Origin of the sequence: Paenibacillus sp. FSL M7-0896 (genome assembly GCF_037975415.1) — a bacterium.
Classification (GTDB): Bacteria; Bacillota; Bacilli; order Paenibacillales; family Paenibacillaceae; genus Paenibacillus_AQ; species Paenibacillus_AQ silagei.
Map to the genome: position 1 here is coordinate 1,631,951 of NZ_CP150250.1, position 23,781 is coordinate 1,655,731.

Consider the following 23,781-nt stretch of genomic DNA (forward strand, 5'->3'; position numbering starts at 1 on the left):
ACTCATGGAGGTTTACCCATATGCGCAAGTTTGAATTTTATAACCCGACCAAGCTTATTTTCGGACAGGGAACATTGCAGGCACTCCGTACCGAGGTGCCGAAATACGGTAAGAACGTACTGCTGATGTACGGCGGCGGCAGCATCAAGCGCAGCGGCTTGTACGATAACGTCATTGCCGAGCTGGCTGCGGTTGGTGCCGTAGTTACCGAGCTTGCCGGAGTGGAGCCGAATCCTCGTCTCTCAACGGTACATAAAGGTGTAGCGTTGTGCCGTGAGAATCAGATTGACCTGATTCTTGCCGTCGGCGGCGGCAGTGTGCTCGATTGTGCCAAGGCGGTGGCCGTCGGAGCGAAATATGAAGGGGATATGTGGGACTTCGTAGAACGCAAGGCCGCACCTCAAGGTGCGCTTCCGCTGGGAACCGTGCTGACAATGGCAGCCACCGGCTCCGAAATGAACAACGGCTCGGTCATCACCAACGAAGTGACCCAGGAAAAAATGGGCTGGGGCAGCATCCATGCCTATCCGGCCTTCTCGATCCTTGACCCGGAGAACACCTTCTCCCTGCCGCGCGACCAGACGGTGTACGGTATGGTGGACATCATGTCCCATACGCTGGAGCATTATTTCCATACAGACAGCAATACGCCTTTACAGGACGGCTTCTTGGAGACTCTGCTTCGTACCGTGATTGAGACGGCTCCTAAGCTGATTGAGGATCTGAACAACTACGAGCTTCGCGAGACTATTATGTACTGCGGGACGATGGCGCTGAACGGAATGGTCAGCATGGGCTTTGCCGGTGACTGGGCTACGCACAACATTGAGCATGCCGTATCCGCTGTGTATGATATTCCCCACGGCGGCGGCCTGGCGATTCTCTTCCCGCAGTGGATGAGATATAACCTCAGCACGAATCCTGCCCGCTTCCGCCAGCTGGCTGTGAACGTGTTCGGCATTGACCCTTCCGGCAAAACCGATGAACAGACCGGCCTCGAAGGCATTGAAGCGCTCCGCCGCTTCTGGGATTCCATTGGCGCTCCGAAGACGCTCGGCGATTACGATATCGACGACAGCGAAATCGGCAGCATGGCCGACAAGGCGGTCCGCTTCGGTCCGTTCGGCAACTTCCGCAAGCTGGAGCGTCAGGACGTAGTTGAAATTTATAAGCTGGCTTTGTAAGTCAGCCATCGACAGTACAGCCGCTTCCCGTCTAAGGGGGCGGCTTCTTTGGTCTGTTAATTTTCCCGCTTCCGGCATACATTAATGAGAGCAATACCCAACTTTGTGAAACCAAGGGCATGACAGTTGCGTTTATACTAGTATGACAGTCCGGAAGTATCGACGGGAGGAGACTATAATGCAAACGCTGTATTTGGGCTGTTTGGCGCTGGGTATTTTATTTGCCTTAGTGAGTGTAGTGTTGGGCGACCTGATCGGGAGCGCTCTGGACGGGATTTTTGACATCGTATCCTTTGATTTCCTGAATCCTACCCTATTGGCAGGAGGGATCACTGTATTCGGTGGAGCAGGCATGCTGCTGGGCCGCTACAGCGGACTGGGAGATGGCGTAATTCTTGCCTTGTCCCTGCTGGTTGCGGCATTCATGGGCGTATTGATGCATTTGGTGGTAGTGAAGCCAATGAGGAACAGTGAGATGTCGAACGGCTTCTCCATGAATGAACTGCCGGGTAAGATCGGTGAGGTTACCGTCCCGGTCCCCGGCACAGGCTACGGTGAGATTATGGTGAAGTTCGGTGCAGGTAACAGCCTGCATACGGCGGCCAGCTTCGAGCAGCATGCACTGCCGGCCGGAATCAAGGTTGTAGTAGTTGAGGTACGTGAGGGTGTAGCACTTGTATCTGAATTCGAAGAGAGAAAAGGAGTGGACTTATGATGCTAGAAAATATTCCAGAATCCCTGTTTATACCTGCGATAGTAATCGCTGTACTGCTTGTCCTCGGACTCGCCTTCTGGGCGCGTTACAAGACGGTTGGCCCGGATGAAGGCATGATCGTCACCGGTTCCTTCCTGGGCAACAATCATATATCGGATGACGGCTCCGGCCGCAAAATCAAAATCGTCCGCGGCGGCGGTGCGTTCATTCTGCCTGTCTTCCAGAAAGCGGAGTTCATGTCTCTGCTCTCCCATAAGCTCGATGTGACGACCCCGGAGGTCTATACGGAGCAAGGCGTGCCGGTCATTGCCGACGGGGTCGCCATCATCAAGGTAGGCAGCTCCACGGAAGATGTGGCAACAGCAGCCGAGCAGTTCATGGGCAAGCCGATTGAATCCCTGAAGAGTGAAGCGCAGGAAGTGCTGGAAGGACATCTGCGGGCGATTCTTGGTACGATGACTGTAGAAGAGGTCTACCGCAACCGGGACCGCTTCGCCCAGGAGGTTCAGGGGGTTGCCGCCCGTGACCTCAAGAAGATGGGACTCCAGATTGTCTCATTTACCATCAAGGACGTACGTGATAAGCACGGATACCTGGAAGCGCTGGGTAAACCGCGGATTGCCGCAGTGAAGCGGGATGCGGAGATTGCGGAAGCGGAAGCTGTCCGTGACGCGCGGATTCAGAAGGCCAATGCCGAGGAGCAGGGGCAGAAGGCGGAGCTGCTGCGGGATACCAACATCGCCGAAGCATCGAAGGAGAACCAGCTCAAGGTCGCAGCGTTCAAACGCGATCAGGATACTGCCAAGGCGGAAGCCGACCAGGCGTACCACATTCAGGAGGCGCGTGCCAAGCAGACCGTGGTGGAAGAGCAGATGAAGGTTGAGCTGGTCCGCAAGGAACGCGAAATCGATATTCAGGCGAAGGAAATCCAGGTGCGCGAGAAGCAGTATGATGCAGAAGTGAAGAAGAAAGCGGAAGCAGACCGTTATGCGGTCGAGCAGGCGGCGGAAGCTGACAAGGCCAAGCGCATGCGTGAAGCCGACGCCCTGCAGTATAGTATCGAGAAGCAGGCTCAGGCTACGTCCGAGCAGAAACGTCTGGAAGGTCAGGCGATTGCGGATGCAGAGCTGGCCAAAGGTAAAGCAGAGTCTGAAGTTATCCGTCTGCGCGGTCTGGCGGAAGCGGAAGCCAAGGAGAAGCTGGCAGAAGCCTTCCAGAAATTCGGCGAAGCGGCGGTTCTCGATATTATCGTCAAAATGCTGCCTGAGCTGGCCGGGAAGATTGCCGAGCCGCTGGCGTCTATCGACAAGCTGACTGTGGTGGATACCGGCAACGGTGAAGGAGCTGCGCGTGTCAGTAATTATGTGACCCAACTGATGTCCACAGCCCCTGAGATGCTCAAAAGCGTGTCCGGCATTGATGTCGAGGCGCTGATCAAAGGGCTGACCAAGGGCAAGACGGAGCCTAAGGACGTGGTGAGACATACAGCGGCGCCCATAACCTCTGTCGTCACCAGACCGGCCCCGGCTGCTCCGGTCACTCCGGCACAACCGGTGGAACCTTCAGAACACCCTGAAGGATAAGAGCAGAGCAAGCCACCAAGGTATGGCAGGCAGCAGTAACGCCAGCCATACCTTTTTTACAAGAATTTAACTATATAAAAGGCACTATAGAAATAAACAAAAAGCAAAAGAAGCGGAGGGGAAATTTGGAACTGTAGGAGCGGTAGCGACCGCCTTTGTCACCGGATTTCACCCGCGAAGGCGGAATAAATCAAGAAATCTGGTGACAACAGCGGCCGGAAGTCCAAATGTTCACCGCAGTGACGATGAAGCTTCAAGTTCAAAACTTAAGTGCGTCTTATATAAGCAGAGATTCTTTATCATTCGCGCTGAAACGGAGGCAGGCATGGAGCTTATACTGGATAATATACGCAAGAGCTTTGACGGCAGAGAGGTGTTGAAGGGGATTGACTTTACCTTTGAGCAAGGCAAGATATACGGCTTGCTCGGCCGTAACGGCGCGGGGAAGACCTCGTTGTTCAACTGCCTGAGCGGGGAGATCCAAATGGATAGCGGCGGGGCTTTTCTGCGGAGAGATGAGGTGAGTCTTCCGCTGCTTGAGGAGGAGATCGGCTACGTCTTCTCCTTGCCGATTCTGCCTGACTTCCTGACCGGTTATGAGTTTGTGAAGTTCTACATGGACATCAATAAGGGGAAGATACAAGCGGACCGGACCATCGAGGAATATTTCGATATCATCCGTTTCGAGGAGGCGGACAGGCACCGTCTGATCAAAGGCTATTCCCACGGGATGAAGAACAAAATTCAGATGCTGTGCTTTATCATCTCCCGTCCGCCGCTGATCCTGCTGGATGAGCCGTTAACCTCGTTCGATGTGGTAGTGGCACTGGAGATCAAGAAGCTGTTGCGGGAGATGAAGCAGGATCATATCATTATTTTCTCCACTCATATTCTGCAGCTGGCCGCCGATCTCTGCGATGAGCTGGTTATTCTGAATAAGGGTACACTGCGGGAGATTCCGGCGGAGACCCTGCACAGTCCGGAATTTGAAGAGCAGATTATTGCCCTGCTGAAGGATGAGGATCATGATTAGGACGTTGAAGGCGATTCTGGAAGTGCGGGGGATGTCCGGCGCTAACCGGCTGATGTTCTATATCCGTAAGCTCCCGGTGCTGGGTAAGCTGATCCCGGCCTCGGTCTACTCGGAAACCACGCTGAAGCGGACCTTATCTGTTATCGTGCATATCCTCAAGGTACTTATGGCCTTTGTGACGAAGTTCGCTTATCTTGGGATCATGATCTATCTGCCGGTGAAGTTCATCGGTAATGATATCAGCTTATCCCTTTCTGTTCAGTACCAGCTCTATTTGCAGATGCTGCTGTGTATAAGCTTCCTTACGGCCGGGGTTTCCAGCGCGGTTATTCTGGAGCCGAAGCGGGATAAATACATATTCGTGAAGCTGATGAGGCTGCCGGCAGAGCGGTATATGCGGACCACACTGACCTTGCGCGGGATCAGCTTCCTGGTTACTTTTATTCCGGCTATGCTGGTCTTCGGGAGTCTTCTCGGTGCTCCGCTGTGGCATGGGGCGGTTCTTACGCTGCTGCTGACGTTCTGGCGGACGGCGTGCGAGGCGCTGCATCTGTGGGTGTTTGACCGCTACGGCATGGTTATTGTCAAAAAAACAAGCTGGATCTGGACCGCCATCGGCGCTGGCTATCTGCTGGCCTATCTTCCGCTGCTCCCCGGATATGCGGTAGTAGAGAGCGGAATGCTGTTCAATCTGCCTGTGGTGCTTGGCGTGCTGGTGCTGGGAACCTTAAGTGCGGTCTATATCGCCCGTTATAAGGACTATACGAATGCCGTCGATGCCGTCACCAAAATCGATGATCCGCTGCTCGACATGGGACGGATGATGAAAGAAGCACGGGTGAAGGATGTGGCCACCCAAGATCAGCACTACTCGGCGGAACAACAGAATCAAGAGAAGTTCGAGGGGAAAAGCGGGTACGCTTACCTGAATGCAATCTTTTTCTCACGTCACCGGCGGCTGATCACCAGTCCGATTCAACGGCGGCTGGTTATTATTGGATCGCTCTTTGCCGCGGCTTTGCTGACGATGCTGTTGTCGCAATCCGCTTTTACCAAACTGACTCATTATCTGATTACCGCGTTGCCGACCTTCCTGATCATTATGAACTACACGTCCATTGGCGAACGCCTCTGCAAGGCGATGTTCTATAACTGTGATCTCAGCCTGCTGCGCTACGGATTCTACCGTGAACAATCGGCGATTCTAAGCAACTTCCGTATCCGGCTGCTGCGTATCAGCGTGCTTAATCTGATCCCGGCTGCCGCGATCTGCCTGGCGGTGAACCTGCTATTGGTGCTGTCAGCGGAGAGTTGGGGCGCGGGGGATGCCGTACTCTTTTGCGTGACGATTGTGGCGCTGTCCCTGTTCTTCTCGGTGCATCATCTGTTCATGTACTACATCTTCCAGCCCTACAGCACGGAGCTGAATGTGAAGAATCCGTTCTTTACGATTGTGAACAGTGTGGTGCTGGGGGTCGGATTCATCGCGATGCAGTTCAAGAGTGAGCCTGGAATGTTTGCCGTGATCGTAGTGCTTTCTGCTGTGGTGTATATGCTGGCTGCGCTTATCATGGTATACAGGTTCTCAGGCCGGACGTTTCGGGTGAAATGAACGGAGCCCGCGGGCGGTTTGCGGCACCCTTCTAATTTGGGATTCTTGATGTTATGATAGGAGCTTAAGGTAACGAATCACACGTTGAAACATGTATCGTGCTGCTGGAATAGATCAGGATTCAGAAGTAAAAGAGGTGTCGCAAGTGAGCAGCATTACCGTGGGCAAGGTGCTTAATAATAACGTTATCATTGCCGAGCATCCCCAATATGCCGAGGTTGTGGTGATTGGCAAGGGGATCGGCTTCAATCGTAAAACGCGGGACAGGATCAATCTGTCCTCCGTAGAGAAGATGTTCATTCTGCGCAGCCAGGAGGAGCAGGAGCAATACAAGCAGCTGGTGCCGCAGGTAGATGAGAAGCTGATTGAGGTGGTCCAGGAGATTGTGCTGCATATTATGCAGAGCAGCCGCCAGACGCTGAATGAGCATATCCATATTGCCCTTACCGACCATATTTCCTTTGCGATCCGCAGAAGCGAGCAGCATATGGCTATTCATAATCCCTTTCTATACGAGACCCGGGAGATTTATCCGGAGGAATACAGTCTGGCGGAATATGCGGTGGAGCGGATCAATGAGGCAATGAAGGTGACGCTGCCGCCGGATGAAATCGGGTTCGTGGCTCTGCATATTGTCAGTGCGCTCAGCAACCGCCATATCTCTGAGGTGAAGCAACATTCCGAGCTCATCGGGGACATGGTGGGACTGGTCGAGGATAGCCTGGAATACCGCATTCCGCGGGATTCTCTGGACTATTCAAGACTGGTGACCCATTTGCGGTTCGTTCTGGAGCGTCTGCGCCGGGGAGAGACTGTGCGCGAGACCTCGTCCCTGGATGGACTAATGAAGCGGGAGTATCCCGAGATGTACATGCTTGCCTGGAAGCTGACGAAGGTGATTGAGCAGCGGGTGCGCATTCCGGTATATCCGGCCGAGGTCAGCTATCTGACGATTCATCTGCAGCGTATTGCCCAGAAGAAGGAAGATGAGCCGGAGCTGGAGGAGTAGAACGGCTTTAGGCGATTTTGGGGCTTGCAACTTCAAATCAATGGTGCTACAATGATCCCTGTTATGAAACAGAAGCAGAATACCAACGTGTAACTGATACGATCAGGCATGAGTAATTTACAGTATTATGGTTGTCCTGCCCCAACTTGGGGTACGCTAACGTTAGCGTTAGTGTGGCAATCCATGTGCTGTATTGCTCATGCCTTTTTTGGCTTCTGTTGACAGAAATTAAGGATTAGGAAGTGACCTTGAATGTTTAAAAAATTATTTGGCGTTCTGCAGAGAGTCGGTAAAGCGCTAATGCTTCCTGTTGCCATTCTGCCTGCAGCGGGCCTGCTGCTTGGAATCGGGAACATGCTGGTGAATCCGGACTTCCTGCAATACGTGCCTGCACTGGAGAATAATATCGTACAGGCCATTGCCACGGTACTAATGAACTCCGGGCAAATCGTATTCGATAACCTGTCCCTGCTCTTTGCAGTCGGCGTAGCTATCGGGCTGGCCGGAGGTGAAGGCGTGGCCGGGCTGGCAGCGATTATCGGCTTCCTGGTGATGAACGTAACCATGGGTACGGTAGTCGGTGTCAATGCTTACGTGCTGACCTGGAAGGATTTCTCGTATTCCAGTGTGCTGGGGATTCCCACCTTGCAAACCGGAGTCTTCGGTGGTATCCTGGTCGGGATATTGGCCGCATCCATGTACAAAAGGTTCTTCCGTATAGAATTGCCGTCGTATCTGGGCTTCTTCGCGGGTAAACGTTTCGTACCGATTATGACGGCAGTGACCTCCCTGATGCTCGGTCTTGCGCTCACGATTGTGTGGCCGCCGATCCAGCACGGTCTGAACTATGTGTCACAGAGTATGATTAATACCAACCTGACGCTGTCGGCCTTTATCTTCGGGGTCATCGAGCGCTCCCTGATTCCGTTCGGCCTGCACCATATCTTCTATTCACCGTTCTGGTATGAATTCGGAAGCTATATTGACAAGGCAGGCGATCTGGTCCGAGGTGACCAGCGGATCTTCATGCAGCAGCTTCGTGACGGTGTGGAGTTCACAGCGGGTACATTTACAACCGGTAAATATCCGTTCATGATGTTCGGTCTTCCGGCAGCGGCTCTTGCGATCTACCATGAGTCGAAGCCTGAGAACAGACGGATTGTCGGAAGCTTGATGGTTTCCGCTGCGCTAACCTCGTTCCTGACGGGGATCACCGAGCCGCTGGAATTCTCCTTCCTGTTCGTGGCTCCGCTGCTGTTCGCCGTCCATGCTGTATTCGCAGGCTTGTCCTTCATGACCATGCACCTCTTGAATGTCAAAATCGGCATGACCTTCTCCGGCGGGTTCATCGACTATGTGCTGTTCGGCGTCATTCCGAACCGTACCGCCTGGTGGCTGGTTATCCCGGTAGGTCTGGTACTGGCCGTGATCTATTACTTTGGGTTCCGGTTCGTCATCCGTAAGTTCAACCTGAAGACTCCCGGCCGTGAGGATGCCTCCGAGGAGGAGGATGAGGTAAGCTTGGAGAGTGTGTCCAAGGCAGGCGACGATCTGCCGCGCAACATTCTGTCCGCCCTGGGCGGCAAAGAGAACATCACCCATCTGGATGCCTGCATTACGCGCCTGCGGGTCGAAGTGAAGGACAAAGCGGGCGTAGACAAGAACCGGCTGAAGAAGCTGGGTGCGTCTGGTGTTCTTGAAGTGGGTAACAACGTACAAGCGATCTTCGGCACACGTTCGGACACGATCAAGTCACAGATTCAGGATGTGATGAACGGCAGAACACCGGCTGCAGCCCCTGCTGCTCCGAAGCCGGAGCTTGAACAACAGGCCGGCGAGCAGGGCGACGCTATTATCCCTGAGGATATCGTATCCCCGGTAAACGGCGAGCTGATGGATATTACAGAGGTTCCTGATGCGGTCTTCTCGCAGAAAATGACCGGTGACGGCTTCGCCTTCTTGTCCGAAGACGGCAAGATTGCTTCGCCGGTATACGGCAAGGTATTCAACGTGTTCCCTAGTAAGCACGCCATTGGCATCATGTCAGACGGCGGCAAGGAAGTCCTTGTGCATATCGGGGTCAACACCGTTAAGCTTAAGGGCCAGGGCTTCACGGTTCTGGTGGAGGAAGGCGATCTGGTAGCTGCCGGACAGCCGATTATGGAAGTGGACATGGAGTATGTGAAGGCGAATGCACCTTCTGTCATCTCTCCGGTCATCTTCTCCAACCTGCCGGAAGGCTCCTCCGTTACCTTGAATAAGCCGGGCAGAGTCGTCATCGGCGACAAGGATATCATCACCATTCAGTAAAATGTGCAATGGCGAAGCGCTTCCATTATAATGAAGGGGAGCGCAAGCCTTCACTATAATTCACCATCCCAAATTAACAGAAAGCGAGTTGGATTATATTATGCAAACAACTTTCAGAATTATTGACGAAGACGGAATTCACGCACGCCCGGCAACAGCGCTGGTAAATACAGCTACAAAATTCAAAGGCACTGAAGCTTTTGCAGAAGCTAAAGGCAAAAAAGTTACCCTTAAATCCATCCTGGGCGTTCTCTCCCTGGGCCTTGAAGCAGGAGATACCCTGACTCTTATTACTGAAGGCAGTGAAGAAGCAGAAGCACTGAACGCGTTGCAGGAGGTTATGGTTAAAGAAGGGCTGGGAGAAGTTCATGAATAAAATTTCAGGAATCGCGGCTTCCGCAGGTATTGCAGTAGCCCGTGCCTTTATCCTGGAACACCCGGACTATACCATTACCAAAACAGCGGTCACGGATGTGGACGCTGAGCTTGCGAAGCTGAATGACGCCCTGGACAAATCCAGAGGCGAACTTCAGACCATCAAAGAGCGTACCCTGGCTGAGCTTGGCGAGAAGAAGGCGGAGATTTTCGAATCACATCTGCTGATCCTTGATGATCCTGAGCTCATTACCCCTGTAATGGACAAAATCCGTGAGGAATCGGTAAATGCGGACTACGCACTGAATGAAGTAGCTAATCAATTCGTGGAAATGTTCCAGAACATGAAGAGCGCTTACCTGCAGGAACGTGCAGCAGATATGCGTGACGTAACCAAACGTGTGCTGAACCACCTGCTTGGCATTCACTATGTGAGCCCGGCTGAGATCAGTGAAGAGGTTATCGTTATTGCCCTGGATCTGACCCCATCGGATACAGCACAGCTTAACCGCAATTTCGTCAAAGGCTTCACCACCAATATCGGCGGACGGACTTCCCATTCGGCCATTATGGCCCGTTCCTTGGAGATTCCGGCGGTTGTGGGCACGAAGAACGTGATGTCCCTGGTCAAAGCAGGTGATCTGGTTATCGTGGATGGTCTGAGCGGCGATGTGCTGATTAACCCTTCCGAAGCTGAGGTAGCCGAGTATACAGCGAAGCAGGAAGCTTACAATCATCAGATTGCTGAATGGAAAAAGCTCCGCGACGAGCCAACGGTATCTGCCGACGGCAAGCATGTAGAGCTGGCAGCCAACATCGGGACTCCGAATGATGTGACTGGCGTTATTGAGAACGGCGGCGAAGGTGTAGGTCTGTACCGCACCGAGTTCCTCTATATGGGCCGCGACAAGCTGCCTTCCGAAGAGATCCAGTATAATGCCTACAAGACCGTGCTTGAGAATATGCAAGGCAAGCCGGTTGTAGTGCGTACGCTGGATATCGGCGGAGACAAGGAGCTGCCTTATCTGGAGCTGCCGAAGGAAATGAACCCGTTCCTCGGCTACCGTGCGATCCGTCTCTGTCTGGACCGTCAGGATATCTTCCGCACCCAGCTGCGTGCCTTGCTCAGAGCAAGTGCCCACGGCGACCTGCGCATTATGTTCCCGATGATCGCTACCCTTGGTGAATTCCGTGCAGCCCGTGATCTGCTGCTGGAAGAGAAGGCCAAGCTGCGTGAAGAAGGCAAAGAAGTGTCCGACAGCATCCAGCTGGGCATCATGGTTGAGATTCCTTCGACGGCTGTACTGGCGGATCAGTTCGCCAAGGAAGTGGATTTCTTCAGTATCGGAACCAACGATCTTATCCAATATACAATGGCTGCGGACCGTATGAATGAACAGGTAGCCTACCTGTATCAGCCGTACAACCCGGCAATTCTGCGACTGGTCAAAATCGTCATTGATGCTGCACACGCCGAAGGCAAGTGGACCGGGATGTGCGGAGAAATGGCGGGGGATGCCACAGCTATTCCTCTGCTGCTCGGTCTTGGCCTCGATGAATTCAGCATGAGCGCTACCTCCATCCTGCCAGCACGCAGCCAGATCTCGAAGCTGTCTGCGGCCGACATGAAGGAAATGGCTGCCCAGGCCCTGCAGCTCGGCACGGCCGAGGAAGTAGCCGCACTGGTGCAGTCCCGCGTGAATTAATTCTTTACTCAAGCATTGGTTTATAACTCCAACTACTTTCCGGCCCCCTTTACAGGGGGCTTTTTTTTGCGGTTATTTGAATTTCAGCAAATCTGGAACCGCCCACCCGGGCGTTATTTTATATAATGTGTCCATTACTTTCGGAGGGTGGAACCATTGTGCAGAGATTCAGTGCTTCACAGATTTATTTGATCCATGTGTTTATGTTGTCGCTTGCCGCCAGTACGATATTCACAACCTACAGTATTTATTATGTAGTTGACCTTAAGCTGAACCCGCTTCAGCTTGTGCTGATTGGAACGGTGCTGGAGATAACGGTGCTTGTGTTCGAGGGAATCACCGGAGTGGTCGCTGATACCTATAGCCGCAGACTGTCCGTCATTATTGCCGTGTTCGTTCTGGGGAGTGCCTTTGTCCTCGAAGGGAGTATTGTCTGGATCATGCATCCGGCTTCCCTGTTGCCTGCCTTCGGCTGGCTGCTGATCTCCCAGATGCTGTACGGGATCGGCTGGACCTTCCTGAGCGGAGCGGATACCGCATGGATCATGGATGAGCTTGAGGAGGAGCAGGCTGGAAGAATCTTTATGCGCTCCAAAATCTTCTCTTTAAGCGCCTCTCTGCTAGGCATTGCGGTCAGCGTAGGGTTATCCCAGGTTGCGTCTAATCTCCCTTTTCTGGCGGGTGGAGTCATCTATTTCGTCCTGGGGTTCATATTGATCCGGCACATGAAGGAGACGGGGTTCATACGCCGGGAGCGTGCGCCGCGTTCCTCCGCTATCCGTGAGCTGGGCAAGACCTGGGTCGGCGGCATCTCTATCCTGAGGCATCATCCGCTGCTCCTGCTGCTGACGGTTGTAACTTTATTCAGCGGTGCTGCGTCTGAAGGATATGATCGCCTATGGCCAGTCTTTCTTATGAACGAAGTCGGGTTCCCGGAGATTGGAGTCTCGATGGCGGCCGGCTTCGGGCTGATCAGTGCGGCGACGACTCTACTGGGTGTGCTGGCTGTCTATATGGCCGGGACAATCATTGATTTGCAAAAGGAACGTCAAGTAGCGGCCGCCTTGTTCCTCCTGACCTCCGTCCGTGCCGGCTGCATTATAATGGTGGCACTTGCGCCTAATTTCTACTGGGCTATCGGGGCGGTACTGCTCCTGGGGGTGGTCGCTTCGGTCAGCGACCCGATCTATACCACCTGGCTGAACACGAAGCTGCCATCCCGGAACCGGGCTACACTCTTGTCGATGATCAGCCAGTCCGATGCCCTGGGCCAGAGTGCAGGCGGTCCGGTTGTAGGATATATCGGAAGCCGGATCTCTATCAGAGCTTCGCTGCTGTCGGCGGGCTTCCTGCTGCTACCTGTGATTGCGTTATATGGCAAGGTGCTGCGGAAGCGGTCATGATGTTTTGGAACTTCATTAGCTTAATTCCCCGGCGATCCATGCCGATATAGGATATATCCGGTGACACAATTCAACCCTTAACCCAGACCTGTGAACATAGTGTTACATATTATATAATGAACCCTATGTAGTAATTCCGGCGTCATCCGCTTGCAGAGCTGTGCAAGTACAAAGTATTAGTTAAGGAGAATGTGGACATAGCTTGATAGTAATAGAATGATAGTTCTCCGGGAGTATTACGGATGAGCGTAGGGATGGTGAATAGCAATGAGCAGCAATTATATACAAGCAGAACAAGAAATCGATACCTATCAAGGCAATGACCTCGGCTTGACCTACACAGCGGAATACTGTGTATTCAAAGTCTGGGCGCCAACAGCCTTCACAGTGTCGCTCGTATTATATGCAACAGGCGGAAACGGGCTGACCCCGCAGACCGCAGATTACAAGGACAGCGGCAAAATTCTTAGTATGGAGCGCGCTGAGGGCGGAGTATGGACGATCCAGGTTTCCGGTAACCTCAAGGGGAAATATTATATGTACCGCGCCGTATTTGCGGACGGGTCGATTAATGAAGCGGCCGATCCTTACGCTACGGCTGTATCGGCCAATGGAACACGCACAGCCATTGTGGATTTGTCCGAGACAGACCCGGACGGCTGGGAGAGCGATGCCTCTCCGGTGCTGCCGCATCCGGCAGATGCAGTAATCTATGAGCTGCATGTCCGCGATTTCTCGTCAGACCCTAGCTCCGGTCTGACGTATAAGGGGAAATTCAAGGCCTTCACCGAGACCGGCCTGCGGGATGAGGCGGGTCATCTGCTGGGCATTGATCATCTGGCTGAGCTGGGCATCACGCATGTTCATTTGCTGCCAGTATTCGATTATCAGACGGTGGATGAGCTGGGCAAGCCAGGGGAAGAACCGGCATCCTCCATCTTCACAGACTATAACTGGGGCTACGACCCCCAGCACTATAATGTGCCGGAAGGCTCCTACAGCACAGACCCGGCTAACCCGCTAGCCCGTATCCGGGAATTCAAGGAGCTGGTCCAGGCGCTGCACAGCAGCGGCATCTCGGTGATTATGGATGTGGTCTACAATCATACCTACGGCTTCCAGAAGGGCCCCTTCCAGCCGCTGGTGCCGGACTATTACTACCGTCATGATCAGAGCGGCCGGCTCTCTAACGGCTCGGGCGTCGGCAATGAGCTGGCTACAGAACGGCCGATGGTCCGCAAGTATATTAAGGATTCCCTAATCTACTGGGCTAAGGAGTACCATATTGACGGGTTCCGCTTCGATCTGATGGGGCTGATGGACAGCGTGACCATGCGCGAGATTACCGAGGAGCTGCGGCTGGAGATTAATCCGGGGCTGCTGATCTATGGTGAACCGTGGACTGGCGGCGACTCGCCGCTTGCCTCCAAGACGCTGAAGGGCGTGCAGCGCGGCAAAGGCTACGCCGTCTTCAACGACAACTTCCGCGCAGCCATCAAGGGAGACAGCGACGGCTGGGGCAAAGGCTTCGTGACCGGGGAATACGGCAAGGAAGGTGCGATCGCGTCCGGAGTGAGCGGGGCGATTCATGAATTCACCGATGCGCCTACAGAGACTGTGAACTATGTAACCGCACATGATAATCTCAACCTGTGGGACAAAATTCTGGCTTCCCGGGGACTTCGCGGGGAAGCCGGACTGCCGGAGCTTGAGGGCGGCAAGCTGCGGGGCGGCGGAGATCTCAAGGCCGCACTAGAGCAGGCGAATCCGTATGTGGGAGTAGATCCCGAGAATGTGCTGGATAATGAGACAGTACGCCGTTCGTTGCTGGCTAATGGAATCATTCTGACCTCGCAGGGAATTCCGTTCCTTCATGCAGGGGATGAGCTGCTGCGCAGCAAATACGGAGATCATAACAGCTACCGCAGCCCGGACTGTATCAATGCGATCCGCTGGGAGAACAAAAGCAAATTCATTGCAGTATTTCAGTATTACAAAGGTCTGATTGAGCTGCGCCGGACACATCCGGCCTTCCGCCTGCACGGACGCCAGGAGATTGAACGCAGTCTGGAGTTCCTGCGCTGTGACAGCGGAATCGTTGCCTACAGACTGAAGGATCACGCCGGCGGAGATCCATGGAATAATATCGTGGTGATCTATAATGCCAATGTGGAGCCGGTCACCCAGTGCCTCCCGGAGACCTCCGGCTGCTGGAACATCGTAGTCGATCATACCCATGCCGGACCGGAGGCCTTCCGGCAAACGGAGAACGGCAGTGTTGAGGTTGCCGGACTGTCGATGATGGTGCTCTATGATAAATACGGAGAGCCTGAGCCGAGATCGAAGATTGTGGAAGTTCATTATGACCGCCCGGACGGCGATTACCGGGGCTGGAATCTCTGGGTGTGGGGTACAGGCATTCAGGATGGGCAACGGGACTTCCAGCACATGGAGGAAGGTCATGCCGTAGCACGGATTGAAGTGCTGCCGGGGACCTCCACGATAGGCTACATCCTCCGGCTGAACGATTGGGAGGAGAAAGACGGCACCGCTGACCGCTTCATCGACTGCTCGGGCAGCGGGGAGCAGGTTATCAAGGTGACGGTTCGGGAGCGTAGTCCGGAGCATAGGACAGAGCTGGCTGATCCGCTGCCGCAGACCAGCTAGAACATAAGAAGAGCTGATTAGTTCCTCCCCCAGGGATGGAACCAATCAGCTCTTTTTGGCTAAGAGTTATTAAAGAAGCCTTAGTATAGGAATGAGCTTCCGCTGGTGCTAGTTCCGCTGATCGCTGTACTTCTTATCCACATGCTCGCTGTACAGATTAGCCTCATTGCCGCCATGGTTCTTGGAGCGGTACATCGCCAGATCGGCGGCACGGAGCAGCTCGTTGATGCTGCTGCCGTGCTGCGGGTACAGGGCCACGCCAATGCTGGCAGAGGTGTGGAAGCTGGAGCCCTGGTTGATAGACCAGGATTTGTTGAACAGCTGGAGCAGACGGTTCAGCAGCTCGTCCAGCATTTGCGGGCTGGTGAACCGGTGCAGCACCACCGCGAATTCATCTCCGCCGATCCGGAACGCCTGGCCGGAGCCCTTCACGGTCTGCTGCAGCTCCCGGGAGAGCAGCTGCAGGAATTCATCTCCGGCCAGATGGCCGAGCGTATCGTTCAGCTGCTTGAAGCGGTCGCAGTCCAGCAGCGCCACGGCGATCTCCTGCCGGCGCTCCTCGGGCTGGTTGATCAGGTTCTCCATGTACATTTTGAAATGGGCACGGTTGGGAATCGCGGTCAGATGATCATAGAAGGCCAGCTTGTGCAGGCGCTCCTCATATTGCTTGCGCTGGGTAATCTCACGCGAGACCAGCATGAACTGTGCCGGGAAATTGCGGCTGCCCGCAATCGGGGTAACCTTGGTCTCCAGCCACACCCAGTGCCCTTCGGCCGAACGCATGCGCAGCTCGGATATTCTCGGTGAAGACTGCACCACACTCTTGAGCTTGGCCCAGGAGATTTCGGCTTCACGGATATAGTTGGAGAGCGGTGCCCCTTTGCTGGGCACATAGCCCAGTGCAGTTGCATGGGAAGGCGAGGCATACAGGATCAGACCGTTCGGATCTGTCAGCACAATGAAGTCGGACATCGTCTCACCGATCAGCTGGTAGAGCGATTGCTCGTCTTGCATTTCGTTCTGCAGGGAGATCAGTCTGCGGCTGAGATAGATGATGACCATAACAAGCAGGAACAGAAATACAGAGTAGACGGCGAACAGGGAGCTTTTGAGATTATTGAACTCTGTCATCACTTGGCTTGCATAGGTGTCGATCTTGTCCTCTGCCTGATTCAAGCTTTCCCGTACTTCATTCAGCTCCGTATGTATGGTGAGAGCAGAATAAGAGGCGGGATTCCAGCTCTTCTGAACCCGCTGCGAGATCAGCTCCCGGCCGTTATCCCTCCACACGGTAAGCGTGGTTCCGAAGTGATCCAACTCGTTCCTCAGCTCGTCCAGCAGCAGCTCGCTCTGCTTCATTCCATTGAACGGGCTCTTCACAGCATCCAGATTGTAGCGGGCGGTATTGACCCGCTGCAGCGCCTGGGCATTATTGTCCTCGAATTCCTGCGACAGCGTACTGCGCTGCGCGCTGGTCAGCGCCCCGCCGACTGTGGTCTGAAGCGCAAGGGCTGCCTGATAGAGATCGCGGTCGGCGTTCAGAATGAGCTCGGAATTCTGGTAGACGTCACTGTACAGGGAATCGGATAATTTGTTCATCGTATGATTCAGAATCAGCAGGGAGGCCACACTGATCCCAACCAGAAGAACGGTGATGGATGTGAATAATATAATCAGTCTGCGTGTACTTTTGTTTTCCGAAAAAACTGCCACTGTCATCCTCTCCCCGCACAGAACTTTTGCAAATCTCATGGGTGTAGCTTTGGTGCATGCGAAACTTATCCTTATGCGGAATATGGCTTCTTGCAGGCATGTAAGAGAGTATACGTTAGCGAGTCCTAGAAAGCAGGGGAAGAAGGAGGCAATAGAAAGAATAACTTCCGGTTAGATCGCGGTTTCTTTTCACCAGTATATAGGACATCCCTTAAGCAGAGCAATTGCTGAAAAAATAATAAGCCCCGTCAGCTTCCGCTGCGGATGACAGGCCGTGAAGCACACCCTGGAGCCGGAGGGGAAACAGTGGAGACATATCCGTTACAGCCGATACAAAGAACTATTATGTATACCCTACTACTATGTACAAGGTATTCTGACCTTTGAGTCCTATTACCCACTTTTGCTGCAAACGATACCCCTTTGGTATCAATTGTGCATTAAAAATAAAACAGGAAAATCCGCCAGCCCAGGGATCTGAGACTGGCGGATTGAAAAGCTGATGATAACGCAGCGTCTAGGATGGCGCTACTCGTTGCGCAGCGCATAGATCGGGCGCATTCTTGCAGCCTTGCTTGCAGGAATCATTCCGAATACGACACCGATGATCAAGGAGAATGAAAAGGAGATCAGGACCATATTCCAGGAAGGCGCCACATTCAAGGTGGTATAGTTACCGACAGCCCAGCTGGCGCCAAGTCCCAGTGCGACTCCGATTAGGCCTCCGGTTCCGCTTAAGACTACGGACTCGATCATGAACTGCATCATAATGTTCTTTTTCTTGGCCCCGATGGCCTTGCGGATGCCAATCTCTCTGGTTCGCTCATTGACCGAGACAATCATAATGTTCATAATCCCTATCCCGCCTACAAATAGGGAGATACCGGCGATACCGCCAAGTGCCATGGACAGAGTGGCGCTGGTTTCATTTACCGTTTCCAGCATCTCCCGGGAATCAAAGACAGAGTAGGCGTTCTCGGCGGCATTGAATTTGGCATCAAGGCTGGCCTCCAGCCTGGTTTTGACAGCATCCACATTGTCATTGGAAGTGGTTGTGATCGTAATGGAGCGGATTCCCCTGCTCTGCAGGAACCGTTCGGCTGTAGAGATGGGGATCAGCAGCTTCTCATCGCTTGAACCCACGCTGGTGGAGCCTTTACTCTCCAGCAGCCCGACGATCTTGAAGCTGCTTCCGTTGATCTGTACCTTTTGGCCTACAGGATTATTTGTACCGAACAGATCCTCTGCCGTATCTGATCCGATTAACGCAACCTTTTGCCGGTATTCTGTATCCATCTCAAGCAGAAATCTTCCGGATTGCACATGGAAATCCTGGACCTCTTCGTAAGCAGGTGTAATGCCTTCAACGGATACGGAAACGTTCTCGGTACCGTGCTTGGCGGTAACGTTCCCGGAGATTACCGGGGATACATTGTCCACCCCTTCAATCTCACCCAGAGCCAGGGCCTCCTCGTAGGTTAGCGATGTGGTGGCTCCGCGGCCCATAATGTTGACGGTCAGCTGGTTGGTGCCCAGGGAGCTTAGGGACTCTGTAATCTGTGAGGTGGTGCCCTGACCCACAGCGACAAGTGCAATGACGGAGGATACCCCGATAATAATGCCCAGCATGGTAAGAAAGGCTCTTATTTTACTGCTGAGGATACTTTTGAAGGCCATTTTCATACTCTGGTACAGCATCATGAGGGCACCACCTTCCGATCCTCTACAAGATCCCCATCCTGAATCCGGATCACCCGTTTGGCCTGCTCGGCAATCTCCAGGTCATGCGTGATCAGAATAATGGTATGCCCCTGTACGTTAAGCTCCTTAATCATCTCCAGAACCTCCTTGCCTGTCTTGGAGTCCAGCGCTCCGGTTGGCTCATCGGCAAGCAGAATCGGTGGGGTTCCGGCAAGGGCGCGGGCAATAGCCACACGCTGCTGCTGGCCTCCGGACAGCTCGGAGGGACGATGATTCATTCTGCTCTCCAGGCCTACCCGGACCAGGGCACTGCGGGCAATCTCTCTGCGCTCCCTATGGGACATTCCACGATAGATCAAGGGCAGCTCCACATTCTCTACCGCTGATAACTTCGGCAATAGATTAAAGTTTTGAAATATAAAGCCAATCTTTTCGTTGCGGATCTGGGCCAGCCTGTTGTCAGACAGCTTGCGGATCTCCTGGCCGTCCAGGAAATAATCGCCTTCATTGGCGACATCGAGGCAGCCCAGCATGTTCATCAGGGTGGACTTACCTGACCCTGACGGACCGATGATCGCAACGAATTCACCGTGATTAATGCTGAAGCTCAGGCTCTTCAGAACCGTCATCGATTCTCCGGCCATCGTGTAGCTGTGCTGCATCTTCTCAACCCGGATCAGCGGCTCTGGTGCGGTCATCGTCCGCCACCGCCTCCGCCGAAGCCTCCGCCGCTGCCACCTCCGCCGAAGCCGCCGCCCCCGCCGGGAAAGCCACCGCTCCCGCCGGTCATTCCTCCGCCGCTGAAGCCGCCCATACCACCCATACCGCCTTGCTGCGGGGAGGTGGCATTGCCTGAGGAGATCACGGTCGGGAGGATTACTTCATCCCCTTCACTTAAGCCGCTGACGATTTCGATGCTGCTCTCATTGTGGATACCAACCTCTACAGCTATCCGTTTCATGCCTGAGGCGAAACCGGCTGCACCTTTGCTTCCGGCTGCTCTGCCGGGGAACTCCGCGCCAGCAGGGAACTCTCCAGACGGAAGTTCACCGCCCTGGAATTCTCTGCCGCCGCGGGCGCCTGTGCCTCGGGTACCCGCTTCACTACCGGAGGGTTCACCGTCCGCTGCAGCGCCAGCAGGGGGCTTGGAGTCAGCAGCATCTCTGTCTGTTGTGTTAGCTTGCTCATCCCCGGTTCCCGGCACATTGACGAAGGATTTCCCGTTTATCTTCGTTACAGCTTCGATGGGAACGGTCAGAATATCCTTTTTCTCTTCGATCGTAACCGCCACCTCCGCAGACATGCCGATAAGCACACCCTCCGAGTTATTTAATCCTACAGTGACGTTGAACAGGGAGACGCCATTAGAGGAGGTCCCTTCTTTGGCGATATCTATAACTTTACCGGTAAAAGATTTGTCCTCAAGGGCATCCAGTGTAATGGTAGAGGCTTGATTCAGCTTGATTTTGGGGATGTCCAGCTCGTCTACCTGCACGGTTACGCTTAGATTCACGTAGTCGGTCATGGTGAACAGCTCTGTACCATTCTGGGCCTGCTCACCGTCCGTAATATTCACGGCAGTGATCGTTCCATCGATCGGAGCGGTCAGCGGATCAGGCGGAGCCATATCTTCATGGATGGCAGCGATGGATTCCTGTCCGTCCACGATATCGCTATTGGCTTTATCAATGGCTTTTTTTGCCGATTCCAGCTCTTCCTCTGTCGCGTTATTCATAGCCAGCGTCTTGTAGCTCTCCTGTTTATTCTCCAGCTCCGTCTTGAGATTCTCCAGTGACTTGGTGGCTTCCTTCAGCTTATCGTCCAGATCGCCCGCAACAAATGTGATCAGCACAGCACCTTTTTTAACAACATCGCCTTTCTTAACCATGACCGTATCGACCTTCCCGGCTTCTTTGGTACGGATGCTCTCGCTGTTGATCGCCGATACTGCACCTGAACCCGAGACACCCACCAGGATATCCCCCTTACTGGCAACTGCCGTATTCAGCGGAGCGGCATTGATCTGCCGGTTCTGATCCGGCCAGAGCTTATAGCCCGTAATCCCTGCAATAGCAACGAGGACTATCGCTGAAGCGATAATGATGATCTTCTTCTTATTCATTGTGCAGCTCCTTCGGGGGAAGAGGTGGTTGCTTTGGCGGTAACCTCAAGGGAATAGGCCTGGCTGGCGAGCTCTGTCCGTACTCCCTGGAATTCATCGTAGAATTTAAGGGCATAGGTGCCGGAGCTGAGGTTTTTGAACAGGACGCTGGATAGAGTCGTTGAATAAGAGTTGTTGGTTCCCAGTGTCAAGTCGGTTCCCAGCGTCAGTGCTTTCTCGTGAGACTGTCCATAAGGATCGATAACCTGAAGGATGAGCTTATGCTGGTAAGCACCTGTCTGGTAGGTAGTATCCTGATTGAGATTGTAATTGAACGTCACAGCAATGCTGCTTGCGCCCTTCGTGAGTTCCCCTGTAGAGCTGGTAACTGCCAGTGTATAAGGGAAAAGTGGAACGGAAGCCAGATTGGTCAGAGGCGTAACCTCTGCCGGTGTCAGTGTCAGCGCTGCCGTATTGACGTATCCCGTCGCAGCCGTTCCTGCGGCAGTCAGCTTGCCATCCGCAATCGACTGGCTGATATACAGCTCAAGACCTGCGGTGTCCAGGGTGGCCGGGACTTTCGCCCAGAAGGTAACCAGTGTTTTGCCTTCAGGGCTGGTCGACAGCTCGGACTGGTTGACAGTCGCTTCAAAATATTGCCCGTCAGCAGTCCTGAACTGTGCGTACAGACGGGCCAGATCTGCCTGCCGGACTTCTTCGCTGTTCATTTCCACTTCGCTGTACACCAGGTTCGAGCCGGTTCCTGTATACAGGAGGGTGGAGCGCTCCTTCACGGTGGCTTTTTTGCCGGTGGCGGTGATCTTGAAGGCTTCCCCTGCAGCCACCGGAGCTACACTCTTAACGGTGCTGTCGCTTGTGCTGAGCGAGAGGAACTGCGACACCTCTGTACCCTTGGTCTCCTGGAGGATGAGCTTGATTTGTCTGACCTCCAGGGTATATGGAATATGGCCTTGAACCGTGATCTGAGTGCTGGCACCCGGGGCAAGCACCGAAGAGCTGTTGTCCGTATAAGTCTGCGAAGAGGAACTGAGATCCTTCTGATCCGCCAGGAGTACGCCGGTAAGAGCAGGTAAGGTAATGGATTTGGACGTTGCATTGCGTATCGTTAGTACAGCCTGTACCAGATCCTCGCTGCCCCAAGGCAGACGCAGCAGCGAGTCCAGAGAGACAGCGAAGGTGCCATAGGTATTGGTTACACTGGTCTCAGAGGCGAGATGAATCTGTCTCTCAGGCGTATAAGGGATGCGGAAATAGGCCACAGGCAGCGTTACTTTATCCGCGCTGGCTGCAGGAGCGATCATTCGCAGCTCCAGCGAATTCTGAGCCAGCTCCAGCGGAACACTGGCGCTCAGCTCAATCAGCTTTTCTTCCAGCGGCTTCAGGGTCAGGCTGCTCAAGGCAGTGGCCGTCACCGGGAAGCTATAGCCTTCCGCCGACTTGACGTTAAGCTCATAAGCAGGCAAAGTAACGGCTGTGCTGCCGGTATTCTTCACCCGGAGCTGATAGCTCCAGACACCATTCCCGTTATCCGCATGCACACTTGCCTTCAGCAGCTGCAAGTCCACCAGATTGCTGTCGATGGAGACCTTTTTGGTATAGCCCGCCGCTACAGTGAAATCTGCAGTTACCGCAGCCGGAAGTGCGTAGGAAGAGACAGGCAGGTACAGCTTGAGTCCTTCATCCAGCTTGGCAATCTGCAGCGTCATCTTGCTGAGATTCATGTAGGAGGGGATCTCGGTCATATAATAGAGCGTCTTCTTCTCCTGAGGCTGAAGCTTGAATTCGGAGCTGCTGTCATCCAGCGTAAGCGTGAAGACAGAGCCGCCCGAGGATTTCAGGTACAAGGTATAGCCCGGATCTGTAAGCACTTTGGTACCCAGATTGGTTAGGCTAAGCCCGACCTTGGCATAGACTTTGCCGTTATATTTGTAGATTTGCACGGATTCGGCTTTGGTGCCGGCAGTAATGCCGCCGAGTTCAACCTTTCGGGTCTCCCCTGTAAGCGAGGACAGAGAATAATTGGAAGGAATCGTGAACGTGCCTATACGCTGTTCATAATTAGCGGCGCTGAAATTCCAGCCGTAGATGTTGATTTTGAGTCCTTTGACTGAGGCGGCGGTTCCAATATTCGCATAGTATGTAAGACTGGTGCTTTGTTTAGCAGGGATTTTCTTGACCGCACTGTCTGCGCTGACCGGAATTCCCTTAATGATGCTGCCGCCCGCAGTTACAATTTTGGAGAAATAGTCCGCCAGATTGACGCTGCTGCCGGCAGTGTTGGTATAGGTAAGCGTGTAGGTGAGAATATTACCGCCGGTTTGGCTCTGAATCCCTACATGGCTCAGCTTCACCTGAAGCGCGGTACCGAGCTTGAGCGCACTTAGACCGTTAAGTGTGGAGACTTCCGTGACCGCGCTTGCTGCTGTGGCAGCCGTTGAACCGGATGAAGCGGCATAGGCCGCGGTTCCCGGGCTTCCAGCGGTTTGACTTGCGGCAAATGTGCTGAGCAGCAGCAGAACAAATGCTTTTTTTCGTGTAAGCATGTAATTTCCTCCTTGTGTGATCTCTTAAGGGAAAATATCAACATTGACTGAATGTCCGCTGAAAAAAGAGCAGTCAAACCGCGCTGAAGCTTAAAAGGAGCTTAA

At 53.7% G+C, this 23,781-nt stretch carries 16 protein-coding genes; 11 read left to right on the forward strand and 5 right to left on the reverse strand.

All coding sequences use genetic code 11. The annotated features are described in order from the left end of the window. Positions 1–20: 20 nt before the first annotated feature. The 11 genes from MKY12_RS06845 to pulA all read left to right on the forward strand — a co-directional run bounded on the left by MKY12_RS06845 (position 21) and on the right by pulA (position 15,597). Positions 21–1,184, forward strand: a complete 1,164-nt coding sequence (locus tag MKY12_RS06845; RefSeq protein ID WP_036722565.1) for an iron-containing alcohol dehydrogenase — start codon at positions 21–23, stop codon at positions 1,182–1,184. A 178-nt stretch (positions 1,185–1,362) separates the two neighbouring features. Beyond that, a complete protein-coding gene (locus MKY12_RS06850; RefSeq protein ID WP_339254890.1) occupies positions 1,363–1,899 on the forward strand; it encodes a protease in 537 nt (178 codons plus the stop codon). Further along, complete coding sequence (locus tag MKY12_RS06855) at positions 1,899–3,482, forward strand: flotillin family protein (RefSeq protein WP_209878459.1); 1,584 nt, start codon at positions 1,899–1,901, stop codon at positions 3,480–3,482. Before MKY12_RS06850 ends, MKY12_RS06855 begins: the two co-directional genes overlap by 1 nt. 325 nt (positions 3,483–3,807) lie before the next feature. Next, a complete protein-coding gene (locus tag MKY12_RS06860) occupies positions 3,808–4,515 on the forward strand; it encodes an ABC transporter ATP-binding protein (protein ID WP_339313243.1) in 708 nt (235 codons plus the stop codon). Continuing rightward, on the forward strand, positions 4,508–6,127 hold the full coding sequence (locus tag MKY12_RS06865; RefSeq protein WP_339313244.1) for a hypothetical protein: 1,620 nt from the start codon (positions 4,508–4,510) through the stop codon (positions 6,125–6,127). The genes MKY12_RS06860 and MKY12_RS06865 overlap by 8 nt, the downstream gene beginning before the upstream one ends. A gap of 145 nt (positions 6,128–6,272) precedes the next feature. Continuing rightward, entirely contained in the window at positions 6,273–7,136 is an 864-nt protein-coding gene (locus MKY12_RS06870) for a PRD domain-containing protein (RefSeq protein ID WP_036722556.1), read from the forward strand. A 252-nt stretch (positions 7,137–7,388) separates the two neighbouring features. Beyond that, entirely contained in the window at positions 7,389–9,446 is a 2,058-nt protein-coding gene (gene ptsG, locus MKY12_RS06875) for a glucose-specific PTS transporter subunit IIBC (protein WP_339313245.1), read from the forward strand. Positions 9,447–9,546: 100 nt separating this feature from the next. Then, complete coding sequence (locus MKY12_RS06880; protein WP_036696683.1) at positions 9,547–9,822, forward strand: HPr family phosphocarrier protein; 276 nt, start codon at positions 9,547–9,549, stop codon at positions 9,820–9,822. Next, positions 9,815–11,527 carry a phosphoenolpyruvate--protein phosphotransferase gene (gene ptsP, locus MKY12_RS06885; RefSeq protein WP_339313246.1) on the forward strand — a complete coding sequence of 571 codons (1,713 nt, stop codon included), beginning with the start codon at positions 9,815–9,817 and terminating at the stop codon, positions 11,525–11,527. Before MKY12_RS06880 ends, ptsP begins: the two co-directional genes overlap by 8 nt. Positions 11,528–11,685: 158 nt before the next feature. After that, a complete protein-coding gene (locus tag MKY12_RS06890) occupies positions 11,686–12,930 on the forward strand; it encodes an MFS transporter (RefSeq protein ID WP_339313247.1) in 1,245 nt (414 codons plus the stop codon). A 267-nt stretch (positions 12,931–13,197) separates the two neighbouring features. Continuing rightward, the gene (pulA, locus tag MKY12_RS06895; RefSeq protein WP_339313248.1) at positions 13,198–15,597 is read left to right on the forward strand and encodes a type I pullulanase; all 2,400 of its coding nucleotides are present in this window, start codon (positions 13,198–13,200) and stop codon (positions 15,595–15,597) included. Between the two features lie 108 nt (positions 15,598–15,705). Here pulA and MKY12_RS06900 read toward each other — a convergent pair whose 3' ends face one another. The 5 genes from MKY12_RS06900 to MKY12_RS06920 all read right to left on the reverse strand — a co-directional run bounded on the left by MKY12_RS06900 (position 15,706) and on the right by MKY12_RS06920 (position 23,676). Further along, positions 15,706–17,310 (reverse strand): sensor domain-containing diguanylate cyclase, encoded by a 1,605-nt coding sequence (locus MKY12_RS06900; protein WP_339313249.1) that lies wholly within the window; start codon positions 17,308–17,310, stop codon positions 15,706–15,708. Positions 17,311–17,838: 528 nt separating this feature from the next. After that, complete coding sequence (locus MKY12_RS06905) at positions 17,839–19,011, reverse strand: ABC transporter permease (protein WP_339313250.1); 1,173 nt, start codon at positions 19,009–19,011, stop codon at positions 17,839–17,841. Next, positions 19,008–19,709, reverse strand: coding sequence for an ABC transporter ATP-binding protein (locus MKY12_RS06910; RefSeq protein ID WP_339313251.1), 702 nt, complete (start codon positions 19,707–19,709; stop codon positions 19,008–19,010). Before MKY12_RS06910 ends, MKY12_RS06905 begins: the two co-directional genes overlap by 4 nt. Next, positions 19,706–21,133, reverse strand: a complete 1,428-nt coding sequence (locus MKY12_RS06915) for an efflux RND transporter periplasmic adaptor subunit (protein ID WP_339313252.1) — start codon at positions 21,131–21,133, stop codon at positions 19,706–19,708. Before MKY12_RS06915 ends, MKY12_RS06910 begins: the two co-directional genes overlap by 4 nt. Further along, positions 21,130–23,676: a hypothetical protein gene (locus tag MKY12_RS06920; RefSeq protein WP_339313253.1), complete on the reverse strand. Its 2,547-nt coding sequence runs from the start codon at positions 23,674–23,676 to the stop codon at positions 21,130–21,132. Before MKY12_RS06920 ends, MKY12_RS06915 begins: the two co-directional genes overlap by 4 nt. Between the last annotated feature and the right edge of the window lie 105 nt (positions 23,677–23,781).

What these genes read in the sequence shown, in the direction of transcription:
- MKY12_RS06860 (WP_339313243.1), top strand. Translation starts at nt 3,808, where the DNA reads ATGGAGCTTATACTGGATAATATACGCAAGAGCTTTGACGGCAGAGAG.
- MKY12_RS06850 (WP_339254890.1), top strand. Translation starts at nt 1,363, where the DNA reads ATGCAAACGCTGTATTTGGGCTGTTTGGCGCTGGGTATTTTATTTGCC.
- MKY12_RS06865 (WP_339313244.1), top strand. Translation starts at nt 4,508, where the DNA reads ATGATTAGGACGTTGAAGGCGATTCTGGAAGTGCGGGGGATGTCCGGC.
- MKY12_RS06855 (WP_209878459.1), top strand. Translation starts at nt 1,899, where the DNA reads ATGCTAGAAAATATTCCAGAATCCCTGTTTATACCTGCGATAGTAATC.
- MKY12_RS06920 (WP_339313253.1), bottom strand. Translation starts at nt 23,676, where the DNA reads ATGCTTACACGAAAAAAAGCATTTGTTCTGCTGCTGCTCAGCACATTT.
- MKY12_RS06910 (WP_339313251.1), bottom strand. Translation starts at nt 19,709, where the DNA reads ATGACCGCACCAGAGCCGCTGATCCGGGTTGAGAAGATGCAGCACAGC.
- MKY12_RS06880 (WP_036696683.1), top strand. Translation starts at nt 9,547, where the DNA reads ATGCAAACAACTTTCAGAATTATTGACGAAGACGGAATTCACGCACGC.
- MKY12_RS06905 (WP_339313250.1), bottom strand. Translation starts at nt 19,011, where the DNA reads ATGATGCTGTACCAGAGTATGAAAATGGCCTTCAAAAGTATCCTCAGC.
- MKY12_RS06915 (WP_339313252.1), bottom strand. Translation starts at nt 21,133, where the DNA reads ATGAATAAGAAGAAGATCATCATTATCGCTTCAGCGATAGTCCTCGTT.
- ptsG (WP_339313245.1), top strand. Translation starts at nt 7,389, where the DNA reads ATGTTTAAAAAATTATTTGGCGTTCTGCAGAGAGTCGGTAAAGCGCTA.
- MKY12_RS06845 (WP_036722565.1), top strand. Translation starts at nt 21, where the DNA reads ATGCGCAAGTTTGAATTTTATAACCCGACCAAGCTTATTTTCGGACAG.
- ptsP (WP_339313246.1), top strand. Translation starts at nt 9,815, where the DNA reads ATGAATAAAATTTCAGGAATCGCGGCTTCCGCAGGTATTGCAGTAGCC.
- pulA (WP_339313248.1), top strand. Translation starts at nt 13,198, where the DNA reads ATGAGCAGCAATTATATACAAGCAGAACAAGAAATCGATACCTATCAA.